The following is a 13,813-nucleotide window of genomic DNA, read 5'->3' as shown; positions in this document are numbered from 1 at the left end:
GTCAGTGCCCGGTGAACGTGGGCTTCTCCTTGGCCAGGAAGGCCTCGACGGCGTTGCGGTGGTCCTCCGTGGCGGCGAGGCGTGACTGGGCGGCCCCCTCGTGCTCGAGCACCGTCGTCAGCGGCGAGACGGTGCCGAGCGCGATCGCCATCTTGATCTCCGCGTAGGCGGCGGTCGGGCCGTGGGCGAGGCGGCGGGCCAGCGCGAGGGCCTTGTCGTCGAGCTCCTCGGCGGCGACGACCTCGCGGACCAGACCCCAGTCGCGGGCCGACTCGGCGGTGAACGTGTCGCCGAGCATGAGCAGGTCGGTGGCGCGGGAGGCGCCGACGGCGTGGGCGAGCGTGGCCGAGAGCCCCGAGTCGCCGCCGAACCCGATGCCGGAGAACGCCGTCGCGAACCGCACCCCGGTGGCGGCGAGGCGCAGGTCGCAGGCGAGCGCGAAGCCGAGGCCCGCCCCGACGCACGTGCCCCCGATCGCGGCGATGGCGGGCTTGGGCATCGTCGCGAGCGCGGAGGTGATGCGGTTGTAGTGCTCGGGCACCGTGCGCATCGGCTCCTCGGCGCCGGAGCGCAGGGCCTCGGCGTGCTCGCCGAGGTCCTGGCCGACGCAGAAGGCGGGCCCGGCGGCCGACAGGACGACGGCGCGGATCTGCGGGTCCTGGCCGACGTCCTCGAGCGCGTCGCGCAGGGCGACCTTGAGCTCGGTGGTCAGCGCGTTGCGACGGTCCGGGCGGTTCATCCGCACGGTCGCCACGGCCGCCTGGTCGTCACGGGTCACCACGACCGCGTCGTTCGTCATCGAACGCACTCCTCTCGCTCACCGTCTCCGCCGGGGATCATGCTGCCCGTCCGGTGCGGGCGCGGACAGGGGGCGTCGGCCCGTGACGGCGGAGCGGACACACCGGACACTGGAGCCGTGGTCCTCTCCGTCCGCGTCGCCGCGCGCACCACCGGGGCGCTCCTGGCCGGCTTCGGCGCCTTCCAGGCGTGCCTGGCGGGCGGTGCCCCGTGGGGACGGTTCGCCTACGGCGGCCAGCACGAGGGGCGTCTCCCCGACAGCTTCCGCCGGATCAGCGCCGTCGCCGCCCCGGTCTACGGCGCGATGGCCGTCGTGGTCGCGTCGGAGGCGGGCTCGCCGCGGCGGCGGCGAGCGGTGGCGAGCGGGGTGGCCATCGTCATGGCGGTCGGGACGGCGCTCAACCTCGCCTCCCGGTCGCCGGCCGAGCGGATGCTCTGGACGCCGCTGTGCGCGCTGACCGCCGTGCTCGCCGGGGCGGCCCGTCCGCCGGCTCACTCCGTCCGGGCGACGAGCGTGACCACCGGGGGACGGTAGGGCGCCATCACCGGGGTGACGGCGTCGACGGCCGCCCCGCGCAGCGCCGCACGCTCGGCCTCGGAGAGCCCGGCGAGCCACGCGGCGACGTGCGCCTGGCCCAGGCGGTAGTCGACGAGGTCCTCGGGGCGGTCGACGCCCACGTCGGCGGCGTGCTCGGTGACGACGACGTCGACGAGCCCCGCGCTCTCGGCGGCCGAGGTCATCGCGGGCACGTCGCCGAGCAGGGGCGCCTGCGCCCGGGTGAGGTGCGCGTACCAGGGCGGTGGGACGAAGCCGGCGTCGGCGACCACGACGTCGATCCGGTCGCGCACCGCGCGGTGCCGGGTCGTCGCGGCGGCCACCGTGGCCAGGACCGCCCCGCCGGGCCGGGTGACGCGGGCGAGCTCGGCGAGCGCGGCCGTCGGGTCGTCGACGTGGTTCAGGACGAAGGCGGCGACGGTGTCGTCCACCGCGTCGTCGCGCAGCGGCAGCGCCTCGAGCGCGCCGGCCACGGCCGGCGGGCGGTGGCCCGCGTCCCGGGCGAGCATCGCCGGCGAGCGGTCGACGGCCACGGGGTGGGCGCCGACCGCGGTCAGGGCCGTCGAGGCGAGGCCCGTGCCGGCGCCCACGTCGAGCACCCGGCGACCGGCCAGGGAGTGGGGCGCCGCGGCCACGAGCTGTGTCGCCAGCGGGCCGTAGACGCGCGCCGCGCCCGTCGCCCAGCCCGTCGCCGCCGCGGCGTAGCGGTCCTCGTCCCGGTCACTGATGTCGCTGCCCATGATCGGGGCGAGGATGTGGCTTTCCTGACGTTGAGTGCAAGCGTGGACGCAGGGCTGGCACCGCCGGTGCCCTCACGGTTCCCTCAGAGTCGCCACAGAGCTGCGTCACGGGCGGTGGACAGGGTGGATCACGAGGCGGCCGCCCCCGATCGGTCACCCGTGTCGTGAGGAGATCGAGGAGATGGACTTCCGTCGCCTGCCGGTGCTCGCCGGACCGGTCGTGGCCGGGCTCTTCCTGCTCGGCGGGTGCGCCGCCGGGCCGGCCCCAGCCCCGACCGAGGCCCCGGCCGCGACGCCGGCCGCGGCCGCTGCCGGCACCGGCCCGGCGCCCTGCACCGCGCGGCTGCGTCCCGGCGCCACCGGCGGCGCCCCGCTGACGCTCTCGCCCGAGGCACGCAGCGAGATCGACCGGCTGCGCGAGCAGCCCTCCGGCCCGGCGTCCGCCCAGGACCCGGAGCTCGCCGCGCGCCTGGCCGAGGTCAGCCGGCGGGTCGAGCGCGCCGCCCGGCCGTGCGCCGACCGCTGAGCGGGCCCGACGGCGCGACCGCCACCGCGCGGACCCTCCCGGACGCGGTGGCACCATCCGCGCCCATGAGCGAGTCGAACCCCGACCTGCTGGTGGTCGACGACGACGCCGACGTACGGGCGTCGCTCGAGCGCGGCCTGCGGCTCTCGGGGTTCACCGTGCGCTCCGCGCAGGACGGGCCGGGCGCGCTGCGGGCGGTGCACGAGCGCGTCCCCGACGCCGTCGTCCTCGACCTCGGGCTGCCCGGCATGGACGGGGTGGCCGTCGTGACGGCGCTGCGGGCGATGGACCACGACGTGCCCGTGTGCGTGCTCTCGGCGCGCGACACCGTCGACGACCGCGTCGTCGGGCTCGAGGCCGGGGCCGACGACTACATGGTCAAGCCGTTCGCGCTCACCGAGCTCGTGGCGCGGCTGCGCGCCCTGCTGCGACGGGGCGCGCGGTCGACGACCCCGGCCGAGCCCGCCCTCGGCGAGACGCTCACGGCGGGGCCGCTGACCGTCGACCTCGCCCGGCGCACCGTCCACGTCGGGGACCGAGCGGTCGAGCTGACCAAGCGCGAGTACGAGCTGCTCGTCGTCCTCGCCCGCAACGCCGAGGTCGTGCTCACCCGCGAGCGCCTGCTCGAGCTGGTGTGGGGCTACGACTTCGCCACCGACACCAACGTCGTCGACGTCTTCGTCGGGTACGTGCGCCGCAAGCTGGAGTCCGACGGCACGCCCCGGCTCGTGCACACCGTGCGCGGGGTCGGGTTCGTGCTGCGGGCGGGCGGATGAGGCGCTCCCTCTCGCTGCGGGCGCGCGTCGCCCTCGCCGCCGCCCTGGCCGCGACCGTCGTCGTCGTCCTCGTCGGCGTGCTGGCCTCGGTGCTGCTGGCCCGGGAGCAGACCGAGCGGCTCGACCGCAGCCTGGTGCCCGGCTCGCCGGCGGTGCTCGGCTCGTTCGCCTCGACGCGCGCCGACCTCGCCGTCACGCTGCGGAACCCGGCCGGCGAGGCCCGGCGGGTGAGCGGGCCCGAGCTGCCGCTCTCCCCGATCGGCATCCCGACCTCGGTGACGGTCGCGGGCGTCGACTACCGCATCCGCACCGCGCCGGGCCCGGCGCCGGGCTCGCTGGTGACGGTGGGCGCGACCGAGGACGACACCCGCGCACGGGTCGCGGAGCGGCAGCGTCTGGTGGCCGGGCTCGGGGTCGCGGCGGTCGCCCTGGCGGCGGGCCTGGGGTGGCTGTTCGCCGGGCGCGCGGTGCGCCCGATGCGCCGGCTCACCGCGCAGGCGGCGACGCTCGACCGCGCGGCCACCGACCCGGAGGCCGCGCCGCCGACGGTCCGCGCCGACGGGTCGCGCGAGTCCGAGGAGCTCGCCGACGCGCTGTCGGCCATGCTCGCCCGCCTGAACGCCGAGCAGGAGCGCAGCACGGCCTCGCTGCACGCCGCGCGCGACTTCGCCGCGGCCGCCCGCCACGAGCTCCGGACGCCGCTGACGTCGATGCGCACCGACCTCGAGGTCCTGGCGGCCCATCCCGACCTGCCCGAGCGCGACGAGGTGCTCGCCGACGTGCGGCGCGCCCAGGCCCGGGTGGAGGCCACGCTGACCGCCCTGGGCCAGCTCGCCACCGGGGACCTGCCCGACGCCGCCGGCGGCGAGGCGATCGGGGTGGCCGACGTCCTGCGCCTGGCCGCCGAGGACGCGCGACGCGCCCACAGCGGGCTCGAGGTGGTCGTCGAGGAGCCGGACCCGGCGACCCCGGAGTCGGTCCGCGCGTCGCCGGAGGGGCTGCGGATGGCGCTGGCGAACGCCGTCGTCAACGCCGTGCGGCACGGTCGCGCGGGCACCGTCCGGCTGGGTGCCCACGCGGGCGCCGACGGCGGGATCGTGCTCACCGTCGACGACGACGGGGGCGGCCTGCCCGCGGACGAGCGGGAGGCCGTGCTCGCCCGGTTCGTGCGCGGGAGCACCGCGGGCGCGCCGGGCTCGGGGCTGGGCCTGGCGCTGGTGGCGCAGCAGGCGGCCCGCCACGGCGGTCGGGTGGCGCTCGGGGACGCCCCGACGGGTGGCCTGCGGGTCAGCCTGGCCCTCGGCCCGGATCGAGCTGGGTGACCAACCTCAGGTCCCACGCCTCGGGCCAGGGCGCGCTGCGCCGGACGCGCTCGTAGATCCAGGCGGTGAAGCCCTCCGAGACCAGGACGCGCGCGATCTCGACGAGCGCGGCCAGGTCGTCGGACTCGTGCTGCTCGTGGTCGTTGCGGGCGGGGGTGTGCAGCGGCCCGCGGAAGCGTCGCGCGTCGAGCCAGTAGCGCCGGGGGCCGCCCGAGCGGGGTAATCGGATGTCGCCGGTGTCGTCCATGTCGCCGATGCTAGCGACACCGACGTCATGAACGACAGCGGTGTCATTCACGAAATCCGCGACAGCGGCGCCATTACGTCGTTCGGACGACACCGGCGACATAGGCTGCCCGCCATGTCCCCGTCGGACCTCGTCTCGACCCCGGAGGCCGCGAAGGCGCTGGGCGTCAGCCCGCGCACGCTGCAGCGCTACGTCCGGGCCGGCCTCGTCACGCCCGAGATCACGCTGCCGTCGGGGCAGTACCGGTGGAACGTCGCCAAGCTGCGCCGCCAGATCGGGATCGCCCCGGACGAGGACTGAGGACGACCGACCGAGCCGCCCGTCGCTGTCGGTGGGCAGGGTTAGCGTCGACGCCGTCCGCCACCCGCGGAGGAGGAGGAGGCGCCATGCCCGACGGCGACGAGGTCCTGCCCGGACCCTTCGACACCGAACCCCTCGGTCTCGGTCGGCTGCTCTCCGAGGGCTTCTCGCCGGCCGTGCCGGGCGACGAGGTGGTGCGTCGGTGCGAGCGCTGGCTGGTCGGCGTGCTCGACGAGGCCGACGTCGCGCTCGGGGCGAGCGACGTCGAGATCGCCTCGCTGCTCGCCGCCGAGGGGTGGTCGGTGGCCCAGGTCGTGGGCGGCTGGGTGCGGCGTGCGGCGAGACCGGTGGCCCGGGAGCTCGTGGCGCCCGGCGTCACCCGCGTGGGCTGACCAGCGCGAGCACGTCGCGCAGCCCGCGCTCCCGCTCGCGCTGCTCGCCGGCCAGCACGAAGGCCCGCAGGCCGGCGGTGACGGCGCCGCCGTCGCGCACCGGGTTGTCGCCGACCATGAGCGTGCGCCGGGGGTCGGCGCCCAGGCGCTCGCAGGCGGTGCGGAACAGCGCGGGGTCCGGCTTCTCGGTGCCCTCCTCGCAGGAGAGCACCCAGGTGCCGACGAGTCCGTCGAGTCCGGCGGTGCGGGCGTGGCTGCGGATGTCCCAGCCGATGTCGCTCACCACGCCGACCGGCACGCCCCGCTCGGCGAGGGCCGCGAGGAACGATCCGGTGTCGCCGTAGGGCACCCACGAGTCCTCGGCCACCACCCGCGCCTGCGCGGCGTCCTCGATGCCCGCGAGGTAGGGCACGCGCGAGAACCACGCGCGCATCGCGCGCCGGTGCGCGTCGGCGTCGAGGTCGCGGCCCACCTGTGCGGCCGCGACCTCGGGCTCCGCGGCCGCCACGTCGAGGGCGGCGAGCACCGCCCCGGGGTCGCCGAGCTCGCGCCCCGTGTCGGCGGCCACCCGGCGCAGCCACTCCTCGGTGCCGATCATCCGGAAGAGCGTGTTGCTGAAGTCGCAGAGCACCGCCTCGACCGGCGGGACGGGCGCGGCCCGGTCGTCGTCGGACGGGCGGTAGGCCGCGGGAAGGTCGAACAGGGCGCGCACGTCGATCAGTGTGGCCCCCCGCGTCAGACGGCGTCCTCAGGCGGCGGGGGTGCTGTCCTCCTCGACCACGGCGGACTCGTTGAGCGCGCGCTCGCGGCGGGCGCTGCGCACGGCGACGACGATCGCCACGACCCAGAGCACCGCCAGCACGATCAGCACGGTGGTCACGATGCCCGTGGCCACGTCGACGCTGTTCAGCAGCGTGCGGGCGTTGGTGATGATGATCAGGCCGCCGGCCCCGGTGCCCAGCACGCGGGCGGGCAGCAGCCGGACGATGTAGGCCGCGAACGGCGCCGCGATCACGCCGCCGACCATCAGAGCGAGGACGACCGTGTAGTCGATGCCCTCCTGCGAGAGCGTGAACAGGAAGCCGATGCTGGCCGCGAGGGCGACGACGAACTCCGAGGTGTCCACCGAGCCGACGACCTTGCGGGGCTCGAGACGGCCCGACGCGAGCAGGCTCGACGTGGCCACCGGGCCCCAGCCGCCCCCGCCCGAGGCGTCGAGGAAGCCCGCGACCAGGCCGAGCGGGCCGAGGAACCTGCCGCCGGGCCGCGGCCCGGAGACGACGCGCTTCGCGACCGCGCGGGAGCTGAAGCGCAGCAGCACGTACACGCCGAGCAGCAGCAGGATGCCGGCCATGTAGGGCTCGGCGTCCTCGGTCATGTTCACCAGGACGTAGGCGCCGAGCACCGCGCCGGCGGCGCCGGGGACCGCGAGGATGCCGACCACCCGCCAGTCGACGTTGCCGAAGCGCCAGTGGGAGGCGCCGGAGGCGAGGGTGGTGCCCACCTCGGCGAGGTGGACGGAGGCGGAGGCGATGGCGGGCGCCGTGCCCGCCGCCAGGAGCACCGACGTCGACGTGACGCCGTAGGCCATGCCCAGGGAGCCGTCGACGAGCTGGGCGATCAGGCCGGCGAGGGCGAAGAGCAGGAACGTGCGCACAGGATTCCTCGGTGATGGCAGGGGCGGGCCCGCGCGCCCGCACACCGGGGCATGTGGCGACCCGATCGGGGACGGACCCGCGACCGGACGAGACGTGGACGGTCAGCGGCGGGGGAGGCGACACCCGGCCGAGGTGACACGGAGGAGGTCGACGTGCGCACGGCGCACCAGGACCACTCCCGAGTCGGACACGCCGTGATCCTCACACGGCGACGCGGCGGAGGACAGCGATCCGACGCACCGCTGTGACCGCCGCCACGCCGCCGCTCGAGGGCGATCAGCCCGGCACGGGAGCGGGCTGTCCCGGCTGCGCGGGCACGGCCGGCTGAGTGGGCTGGGCCGGCTGAGTGGGCTGGGCCGGCTGCGTGGGCTGGGCGGGCTGGGCGGGCTGCCCCGGCTGGGCCTGGGCGCCCGGCACCGTCTGGACCGTCGCGCCCGGCGCCACCTGCACGGTCGCACCCGGCTGGACCTGGACGACGATCGGGCCCGACGCGCCGGCGGCACCGCCGCGCTCGCCACGGGGACCGCCGTGGGGACCGGGCGGGCGGCCCGGAGCCCCGGGACCGCCCGGTCCGCCGCGCCCCTCGGCGCTCGTGCCGGGACCCCGGTCCCGCGGCCCGTCACCGTGGCCGCCACCCACGGTCGCGGCCAGCACGCCGCCGGCCAGCAGCACGCCGAGCAGCAGCCCGACGACGCCGGCCACGACGATCGCGGTGCGGCGGGTCCAGCCGGACGGGCGGGTGGTCCGCTGCCATCGCGTGGGTGGACCGGTCGTCCCCGGGGACCGGTCGGTCGGTCGGGTCGGCGGGTCGCCGTCGGGGGTGCCGGACTGCGGTGTCTCGCTCATCGGTGGTCTCCACTCGTGCTCGGGGACCTCCGACGATGGGCAGCGCGGCTGAACCCGGCCTGAAGCCACCGGTGTGCGGGCGGGTCTTCAGGTCCCGTTCAGGAGCAGGGGGCCAGGATCCGGGTGTGGGTGGCACCTGGGGCACGGCGGCGCGCGTGCTCGTCGTCGAGGACGAGACGGCGATCCGCGAGTCGGTCGTCGAGGCGCTCGAGGACGCGGGCTTCCGCGCGCTCGGGCGCGGCGACGGCGAGGGCCTCGAGGAGCTGCTCGACGGGTTCCGGCCCGACCTCGTCGTCCTCGACGTCATGCTGCCCGGCCGTGACGGCTTCCGGCTGCTCGGCGTGGTGCGCGAGCGCAGCGACGCGGGGCTGGTGCTGCTCACCGCCCGCGACGCGCTCGCCGACCGCCTGCACGGCCTCGACGGCGGCGCCGACGACTACGTCGTCAAGCCGTTCCTGCTCGCCGAGCTGGTCTCCCGGGTGCGCGCCGTGCTGCGGCGGCGGGGACGGGTGCCGACGGCCATGACGGTCGGCGACCTCGTCGTCGACGACGAGGCGGGCACCGCGACCCGCGGCGGCGCCGTCCTCGAGCTCACCGCCACCGAGCTGCGCCTGCTGCGCTACCTCGTCGAGCAGCGCGGGCGCACCGTCACGAAGAACCAGATCCTCACCCAGGTCTGGGGCTACGACGCCTACGACCCCAACCTCGTCGAGGTCCACGTGAGCGCCCTGCGCCGCAAGCTCGAGGCCCACGGCCCACGCGTCGTCCACACCGTGCGGGGCCTGGGCTACGCCCTGCGCCCGGTGGCGGGGGAGAGCGCGTGAGCCGCTCCTGGGCCCGGCTGTCGCTGCCCGAGGGCTGGTCGGCGACGCGCTCGCTGCGCTTCCGCGTCACCGCGCTCGTCCTGCTGGTGGTGGCGCTGGCGCTGGTGGTCATCGGGGTCGCCGTCGACCTCTCGCTCGACGCCCAGCTGCGCCGCGACCAGCAGAGCCGCCTCGACGACCGCGCCGCTCGGGCCGGTCTGCTCGTCGCGGCGGGGTCGACGGGCCCGTCGCTGGTCGAGGCCGTCGACGGGCAGGGCATCCGCGCGGTCCTGCTCGACGCCGCGGGACGCCGGGTCGCCGGGTCGGACGACGACGGTCCCCGGGGACGCGGCCGGCCGGGCGCACCCGACGGGCCGGGCGGGCCCGGCGCACCGGACGGGCCGGTGCCGGTCGCGCCGGGCCGGCCGGACGTCCCGGGCGCGCCGGACGGCCCGCGTCCCTCGCGCGCCGGGCGGGACGACGTCCGCACGGTCGCCCTGCCGGACGGCTCGCGGCTGGTGCTGGCCGTGGAGCCGGGGGAGAACGACGGCGTCCTCCGGCGGCTGCGTGTGATCATGATCGGCGTCGGTGGGCTCGGGCTCGGCGTCGTGGCCGTCGCCCTGTTCGTCGGCGTGCGGATCGCGCTGCGCCCGCTCGACGACATGACGGTCCTGGCGCGCGACATCGCCGCAGGCGACCGGGGCCGGCGGCTGCGTCCCGAGCGCACCGACACCGAGCTGGGACGCACGGCGGCAGCCTTCGACGCGATGCTCGACGAGCTCGAGTCCGCCCAGACGCGCGCCGAGGACGCGGCCGGGGAGGCGCGGCGTTCCGAGGTGCGCACCCGGCGGTTCCTCTCGGACGCCGCCCACGAGCTGCGGACGCCGATCGCCGGCGTCCAGACACTCGCCGAGTCGCTCGTGCGCCACCCCGACGGCGACCTCGAGCGCCGCGAGCGCCTCGCCACCACCCTCGTGCGCGAGACGCGGCGGGCGGGGGCGCTGGTCAACGACATGCTCGAGCTCGCGCGCATCGAGGACGGCACCCCGCTCGACCGCCGGCCCGTGGACCTCACCGAGCTGGCCGCCGCGCAGGCCGAGCGGATCGCGCTGCTCGCCCCCGGCCTCGCCGTCGAGGTCGACGGCCCGCCCACCACCGTCGACGCCGACCCGGGACGGGTCACGCAGATCCTCGCCAACCTGCTGGAGAACGCCCGGCGCCACGGACCGGTCGAGGGCACCGTGCGGATCGAGGTGACCGTCGAGGGCGCCGATGCGGTGCTCGACGTGGCCGACGAGGGCCCGGGGATCCCGGCGGCGGACCGCGAGCGCGTCTTCGACCGCCTGGTCCGCCTCGACGACGCACGCACCCGTGACGCCGGTGGCGCCGGGCTCGGCCTGCCCATCGCGCGCGCCCTGGCCCGCGCGCACGGCGGGGACCTGCGCGTCGTCGAGTCCGAGGTCGGCGCCCGCCTCCGCCTGACCCTGCCGCGCCCGGGCTGACGCGAGGCCCGGGGTGCTGGCAGCGAGGGACGCCCTCGCTGCGTCGGGCGCAGGCGAGGCGTCCCTCGCTCCCACATCTCAGCCGGCGACGACCAGCGCGGTGGCGTTGTCCGTGAGCCCCGCGGCCTCGGCGAGCCGGACGAGGCGCGCCGCGCGCTCGCCGGCGCCGCCGCCCGCGGCGAGGACCGCGGCCATCGCGGACCCCGACACCGCGCGGTGGACGCCGTCGCTGACGAGCAGCAGGGTCCCCGGGTCGTCCACCACCGCGATCCCGACGTCCCGGGGTCCGGCGGTCCGCGCGCTCGTGGTGATGACGTGCTCGAGGTGCGGGTGCGGGGTCAGCCCCAGGGCCCGCACGCGCGCGGCGAACGTGTGGTCGCTCGTCAGCGTGCGCAGGGTGCGCCCGTCCCACGCCAGCGCGCGGCAGTCGCCCACCCACGCCATGCGCCAGCGCGGCTCGCCCGGGCCGGGGGCGAGGGCGACGACGGCGGCGGCGTCGCCGGGGACGAGGTCCTGCGTGGCCTCCAGCAGGTCGTGGGCGGCGAGCAGCGCGGTGTCGGGCCTGCCCTCGAGGGCCGCGACGCGGACCGCGTGGTCGGCCACGAGGCGCGCGGCGAACCCGGCGTCCTCGGAGTCCCCGACCCCGTCGGCGACCGCGACGGCGAGACGACCCCACGGCGCCCGGTGGGAGGCGACGGCGTCGGCCTGGTGCTGCCGGGGACCGCGGTGGGTCGCGTGCCCGACGAGGACGTCGGCGGCGGAGGAGGTGGCGCCGGCCGCGACGGTGCCGGACGGGACGGTGACGGCGGCGGTCATGGACGGGCCCTCTTCGCCGGTGGTCGGCGCCGGTGCTCCGTGCGCCTACCGACCAGGGTGGGCGGGCTCCCTGGGCGCAGCCTGTGCGCGCGATGAGGACCGCGGGTGGGTCGAGCGACCGCGTGTCTCTGGCGAAACGCTGAGATAGCTCTGATGGAGTAGCCAGGAGGGTTTCTCGTCGCTCTCCGTGTTCTATGCTCCTTCTCGTCGGCCGGTCCCCGCTCCGCGCCGATCCGGCCCCGCCGGTCCCCGCGCAGCCCCCGTCGCATCGAGGAGTTCCCATGTCGCAGCAGGCACCGCCGCCCCCCGCCGGCTTCCCGTACCCGCCGATGCCGCAGGGTCCGTCCGGGATGCCCTACGGCGGCCCACCTCCCGGTCCGGGATACGGCGGCTACCCTCCGCCACCGCCCGTGCGCAAGAGCTCGGCCGGCAAGATCATCGGGATCGTGGTCGGGGTGTTCGTCGCGATCCTCGTGGCCCTGTTCGCGCTCGCGATGGTCTTCGGGTCGCCGACGGTCACGGCCGACCAGGTCGAGCAGCAGATCGCCCAGCAGTACGGCGTGGACGCGAGCCAGGTGGACTGCCCCTCGTCGCTGGAGGGCGAGGTCGGCGCGAGCATCACGTGCACCGGCACCGACGCGGGCACCACGTCGACGCTGCTCGTGCGGGTGACCGCCGTCCAGGGCGACACCGTGAACTTCGACATCATCCCCCAGTGACGGTCGACCGGTGACGGTCGACCGGTGACGGTCGACCGGTGACGATCGACCGCCGATCCCGGCGGTCATGATGACCGCATGACACCGCCGTCCCCGTCGCGCCCGTGAGCGCGGCGGGGACGGCGGCGCTCGTCCTGGGCCCGGTGCTCCTCGGGGCGCTCACCCAGCGGGCGACCGGTCTCGGTCTGGCCCTCGTCGGCGCGCCGTTCCTCGTCGCCATCCTGGGCCCTCGTGACGGCGTGTCGTTCGGCAACGCCCTGCAGGTGCTGCTGTGCGCCGTCGTGCTGGCGCGGACCTGGCGCGGGGTCGACCTCCGGTCCGCCGGACTGCTCCTGGCCGGCGCCCTCGTCACGGTCCCGCTCGGCGCCTGGGTGGTCGGCGTGCTGCCCGAGGGACCACTACTGGTCGTGGTCGGCCTGCTCGCCATCGGCGCCGTGGTGGTCTCGCTCGTCCCGCGTCTCGGCGGGTGGATGAACGGCACGCCCGGGGCCGTCGGGGCCGGCGCCGTCGCCGGGTTCGTCAACGCCGCGGCGGGCGTGGGCGGGCCGATGATCTCGGCGTTCGCGCTCGCCCGGCGATGGAGCACCGACGTCTTCGTGCCGACCGCGCAGCTCGTCCTGCTCGTCATCAACCTGCTCGCGCTCCTGGGCAAGGGCGTCCCCCGCCTCGCCCCGGCGGTCTGGGGTACCGGTCTCCTGGCCCTGGCCGTGGGGGTCGTCCTGGGCGACGTCGTCCACCGGCGCCTCGACCCCGCCACGGCGCGCCGGGCGGTCGTCGTCCTGGCCCTGATGGGCGGGCTCGCCACCGTCGTCCGGGGCCTGCTCACCCTCTGAGCGCCCTCCGACGACGACCGTTCGGGTGGACAGCCCCCGCAGGGCCGGGGCACAGTACTGGGGCTACCCGCAGCTTCACCCCCACGAGGCCATGCGGTACTCGTTCCTCGTGGAAGGGGTGGCGCTCATGCGCGCGCCTCGTGACCAACGGTTCGACGGCTCGGCCGCACCGGAACCTCGTTGTCCCGACGAGCCGCTCGGCGGCCTGACGATCGCCCCGACGCAGCCACGGCGTGGGCTCGTGCTCGTGCGTGTCATCGGTGAGATCGACATGCTCACCGCCCCTCGCTTCGGCGACGTCGTGCAGAACGCCCTCGTCGCGGTCGCCGCGGAGCGGGATCGCGGGGGCGACCCCGCCCTCGACGACCCGTCCCCGCAGGTCGTGTGTGATCTCTCCGGGGTCACGTTCTTCGGCGCCTCCGGGCTCGACGTCATCGCCTCCGCCCAACAGACCGCCGAGGAGCACGACGTCCGGTTGGTCGTCGTCGCCGACCACCGCACGGTGCGACGCCCCTTTCGTCTCGTCGCCCTCGACCGACGGGTCCTCCTCACCGCGACCCACCCGGCGATCGGACGGCGCGTCACGGCGGGATCGGCGCGATGAGCGCGGTGACCTCCCCGCCCCCGCGGGCCGGTGGTGGCGGCAACGCCCGCCCCCCGGAGCTGGGCGAGGCGGTACGGGCGGCCCTGGGTGCGCTCGCCGACATCGCGGTCCCCTCGGCCGCGCTGCGCGACGGCCGGGTCGACCGCATGTTGAGGGCAGCGCTGATGGCCCACGAGTCGGCGCCCAACGGTGACGGGCACCGGGCCGGGCTCGACGAGGTCGCCGCCGCGGTGCGGACCGCGTGCGCGCACCTGGCCGTGACCGAGTTCGAGGACGCGTACCTCGCCCTGCGCGCTGCGCTCGACCGGTTGCCGCGGCGGTGGGACCCCGGGGCCGACGGCGCCGTCGCGGGTGACGCCCGGGGCTGACCGGCCG

At 76.7% G+C, this 13,813-nt stretch carries 19 protein-coding genes; 12 read left to right on the top strand and 7 right to left on the bottom strand.

The annotated features are described in order from the left end of the window. Position 1: 1 nt before the first annotated feature. On the bottom strand, positions 2 to 799 hold the full coding sequence (locus OG774_RS17960; protein WP_328302896.1) for an enoyl-CoA hydratase/isomerase family protein: 798 nt from the start codon (positions 797 to 799) through the stop codon (positions 2 to 4). A 117-nt stretch (positions 800 to 916) separates the two neighbouring features. Here OG774_RS17960 and OG774_RS17955 point away from each other — a divergent pair, with 117 nt between their 5' ends. Beyond that, on the top strand, positions 917 to 1,333 hold the full coding sequence (locus tag OG774_RS17955) for a hypothetical protein (protein WP_328302893.1): 417 nt from the start codon (positions 917 to 919) through the stop codon (positions 1,331 to 1,333). Here OG774_RS17955 and OG774_RS17950 read toward each other — a convergent pair. After that, entirely contained in the window at positions 1,291 to 2,094 is an 804-nt protein-coding gene (locus tag OG774_RS17950) for a methyltransferase domain-containing protein (protein ID WP_328302891.1), read from the bottom strand. The two genes, OG774_RS17955 and OG774_RS17950, sit on opposite strands and share 43 nt — an antisense overlap. Before the next feature lie 181 nt (positions 2,095 to 2,275). On the opposite strand from OG774_RS17950, the gene OG774_RS17945 reads away from it, so the two are divergent. From OG774_RS17945 to OG774_RS17935, 3 genes are all read left to right on the top strand, one after another. Continuing rightward, a complete protein-coding gene (locus tag OG774_RS17945; RefSeq protein ID WP_328302889.1) occupies positions 2,276 to 2,620 on the top strand; it encodes a hypothetical protein in 345 nt (114 codons plus the stop codon). A 65-nt stretch (positions 2,621 to 2,685) separates the two neighbouring features. Continuing rightward, positions 2,686 to 3,396 carry a response regulator transcription factor gene (locus OG774_RS17940; RefSeq protein ID WP_328302887.1) on the top strand — a complete coding sequence of 237 codons (711 nt, stop codon included), beginning with the start codon at positions 2,686 to 2,688 and terminating at the stop codon, positions 3,394 to 3,396. After that, on the top strand, positions 3,393 to 4,718 hold the full coding sequence (locus OG774_RS17935; RefSeq protein ID WP_328302885.1) for a sensor histidine kinase: 1,326 nt from the start codon (positions 3,393 to 3,395) through the stop codon (positions 4,716 to 4,718). Before OG774_RS17940 ends, OG774_RS17935 begins: the two co-directional genes overlap by 4 nt. Here the strand turns inward: OG774_RS17935 and OG774_RS17930 are convergent. Next, entirely contained in the window at positions 4,684 to 4,965 is a 282-nt protein-coding gene (locus OG774_RS17930) for a hypothetical protein (protein ID WP_328302883.1), read from the bottom strand. The genes OG774_RS17935 and OG774_RS17930 overlap by 35 nt on opposite strands. A gap of 114 nt (positions 4,966 to 5,079) precedes the next feature. On the opposite strand from OG774_RS17930, the gene OG774_RS17925 reads away from it, so the two are divergent. Next, positions 5,080 to 5,265, top strand: coding sequence for a MerR family DNA-binding transcriptional regulator (locus OG774_RS17925; RefSeq protein ID WP_274197535.1), 186 nt, complete (start codon positions 5,080 to 5,082; stop codon positions 5,263 to 5,265). Between the two features lie 86 nt (positions 5,266 to 5,351). Then, positions 5,352 to 5,657: a hypothetical protein gene (locus tag OG774_RS17920; protein WP_328302881.1), complete on the top strand. Its 306-nt coding sequence runs from the start codon at positions 5,352 to 5,354 to the stop codon at positions 5,655 to 5,657. On the opposite strand, the gene OG774_RS17915 is transcribed toward OG774_RS17920, so the two are convergent. The 3 genes from OG774_RS17915 to OG774_RS17905 all read right to left on the bottom strand — a co-directional run bounded on the left by OG774_RS17915 (position 5,641) and on the right by OG774_RS17905 (position 8,161). Beyond that, positions 5,641 to 6,369, bottom strand: a complete 729-nt coding sequence (locus OG774_RS17915; protein WP_328302879.1) for an HAD family hydrolase — start codon at positions 6,367 to 6,369, stop codon at positions 5,641 to 5,643. The genes OG774_RS17920 and OG774_RS17915 overlap by 17 nt on opposite strands. A gap of 36 nt (positions 6,370 to 6,405) precedes the next feature. After that, positions 6,406 to 7,314, bottom strand: coding sequence for a sulfite exporter TauE/SafE family protein (locus tag OG774_RS17910; RefSeq protein WP_328302877.1), 909 nt, complete (start codon positions 7,312 to 7,314; stop codon positions 6,406 to 6,408). 277 nt (positions 7,315 to 7,591) lie between these two features. Continuing rightward, entirely contained in the window at positions 7,592 to 8,161 is a 570-nt protein-coding gene (locus tag OG774_RS17905; protein ID WP_328302875.1) for a hypothetical protein, read from the bottom strand. A 125-nt stretch (positions 8,162 to 8,286) separates the two neighbouring features. Here OG774_RS17905 and OG774_RS17900 point away from each other — a divergent pair, with 125 nt between their 5' ends. Together OG774_RS17900 and OG774_RS17895 are read left to right on the top strand one after the other, a co-directional pair. Beyond that, positions 8,287 to 8,985 (top strand): response regulator transcription factor, encoded by a 699-nt coding sequence (locus OG774_RS17900; RefSeq protein ID WP_328302873.1) that lies wholly within the window; start codon positions 8,287 to 8,289, stop codon positions 8,983 to 8,985. Further along, on the top strand, positions 8,982 to 10,466 hold the full coding sequence (locus tag OG774_RS17895) for a sensor histidine kinase (protein ID WP_328302871.1): 1,485 nt from the start codon (positions 8,982 to 8,984) through the stop codon (positions 10,464 to 10,466). Before OG774_RS17900 ends, OG774_RS17895 begins: the two co-directional genes overlap by 4 nt. Before the next feature lie 78 nt (positions 10,467 to 10,544). On the opposite strand, the gene OG774_RS17890 is transcribed toward OG774_RS17895, so the two are convergent. Further along, entirely contained in the window at positions 10,545 to 11,282 is a 738-nt protein-coding gene (locus OG774_RS17890; protein WP_328302869.1) for a PP2C family protein-serine/threonine phosphatase, read from the bottom strand. Between the two features lie 281 nt (positions 11,283 to 11,563). Between OG774_RS17890 and OG774_RS17885 the strand changes: the two genes are divergently transcribed. The 4 genes from OG774_RS17885 (at position 11,564) to OG774_RS17870 (ending at position 13,806) form a co-directional block, all read left to right on the top strand. Continuing rightward, a complete protein-coding gene (locus OG774_RS17885; RefSeq protein WP_328302867.1) occupies positions 11,564 to 12,001 on the top strand; it encodes a DUF4333 domain-containing protein in 438 nt (145 codons plus the stop codon). A 104-nt stretch (positions 12,002 to 12,105) separates the two neighbouring features. Next, on the top strand, positions 12,106 to 12,834 hold the full coding sequence (locus OG774_RS17880) for a TSUP family transporter (RefSeq protein ID WP_328302865.1): 729 nt from the start codon (positions 12,106 to 12,108) through the stop codon (positions 12,832 to 12,834). 91 nt (positions 12,835 to 12,925) lie between these two features. After that, positions 12,926 to 13,438 (top strand): STAS domain-containing protein, encoded by a 513-nt coding sequence (locus tag OG774_RS17875; protein WP_328311009.1) that lies wholly within the window; start codon positions 12,926 to 12,928, stop codon positions 13,436 to 13,438. Continuing rightward, a complete protein-coding gene (locus OG774_RS17870) occupies positions 13,435 to 13,806 on the top strand; it encodes a hypothetical protein (RefSeq protein ID WP_328302863.1) in 372 nt (123 codons plus the stop codon). Before OG774_RS17875 ends, OG774_RS17870 begins: the two co-directional genes overlap by 4 nt. Positions 13,807 to 13,813: the final 7 nt, after the last annotated feature.

Source organism: Actinomycetospora sp. NBC_00405 (assembly GCF_036044095.1).
In the GTDB taxonomy this organism is placed as follows: Bacteria; Actinomycetota; Actinomycetes; order Mycobacteriales; family Pseudonocardiaceae; genus Actinomycetospora; species Actinomycetospora callitridis.
The sequence above is the reverse complement of the archived record's forward strand: the minus strand, read 5'-3'. Positions and strand labels throughout refer to the sequence as shown.

Bases quoted from the DNA above. Each gene is read 5' to 3' on its own strand.
- OG774_RS17920 (WP_328302881.1), top strand. From the start codon at position 5,352: ATGCCCGACGGCGACGAGGTCCTGCCCGGACCCTTCGACACCGAACCC.
- OG774_RS17870 (WP_328302863.1), top strand. From the start codon at position 13,435: ATGAGCGCGGTGACCTCCCCGCCCCCGCGGGCCGGTGGTGGCGGCAAC.
- OG774_RS17945 (WP_328302889.1), top strand. From the start codon at position 2,276: ATGGACTTCCGTCGCCTGCCGGTGCTCGCCGGACCGGTCGTGGCCGGG.
- OG774_RS17930 (WP_328302883.1), bottom strand. From the start codon at position 4,965: ATGGACGACACCGGCGACATCCGATTACCCCGCTCGGGCGGCCCCCGG.
- OG774_RS17950 (WP_328302891.1), bottom strand. From the start codon at position 2,094: ATGGGCAGCGACATCAGTGACCGGGACGAGGACCGCTACGCCGCGGCG.
- OG774_RS17905 (WP_328302875.1), bottom strand. From the start codon at position 8,161: ATGAGCGAGACACCGCAGTCCGGCACCCCCGACGGCGACCCGCCGACC.
- OG774_RS17925 (WP_274197535.1), top strand. From the start codon at position 5,080: ATGTCCCCGTCGGACCTCGTCTCGACCCCGGAGGCCGCGAAGGCGCTG.
- OG774_RS17885 (WP_328302867.1), top strand. From the start codon at position 11,564: ATGTCGCAGCAGGCACCGCCGCCCCCCGCCGGCTTCCCGTACCCGCCG.
- OG774_RS17935 (WP_328302885.1), top strand. From the start codon at position 3,393: ATGAGGCGCTCCCTCTCGCTGCGGGCGCGCGTCGCCCTCGCCGCCGCC.
- OG774_RS17960 (WP_328302896.1), bottom strand. From the start codon at position 799: ATGACGAACGACGCGGTCGTGGTGACCCGTGACGACCAGGCGGCCGTG.
- OG774_RS17890 (WP_328302869.1), bottom strand. From the start codon at position 11,282: ATGACCGCCGCCGTCACCGTCCCGTCCGGCACCGTCGCGGCCGGCGCC.
- OG774_RS17940 (WP_328302887.1), top strand. From the start codon at position 2,686: ATGAGCGAGTCGAACCCCGACCTGCTGGTGGTCGACGACGACGCCGAC.
- OG774_RS17875 (WP_328311009.1), top strand. From the start codon at position 12,926: ATGCGGTACTCGTTCCTCGTGGAAGGGGTGGCGCTCATGCGCGCGCCT.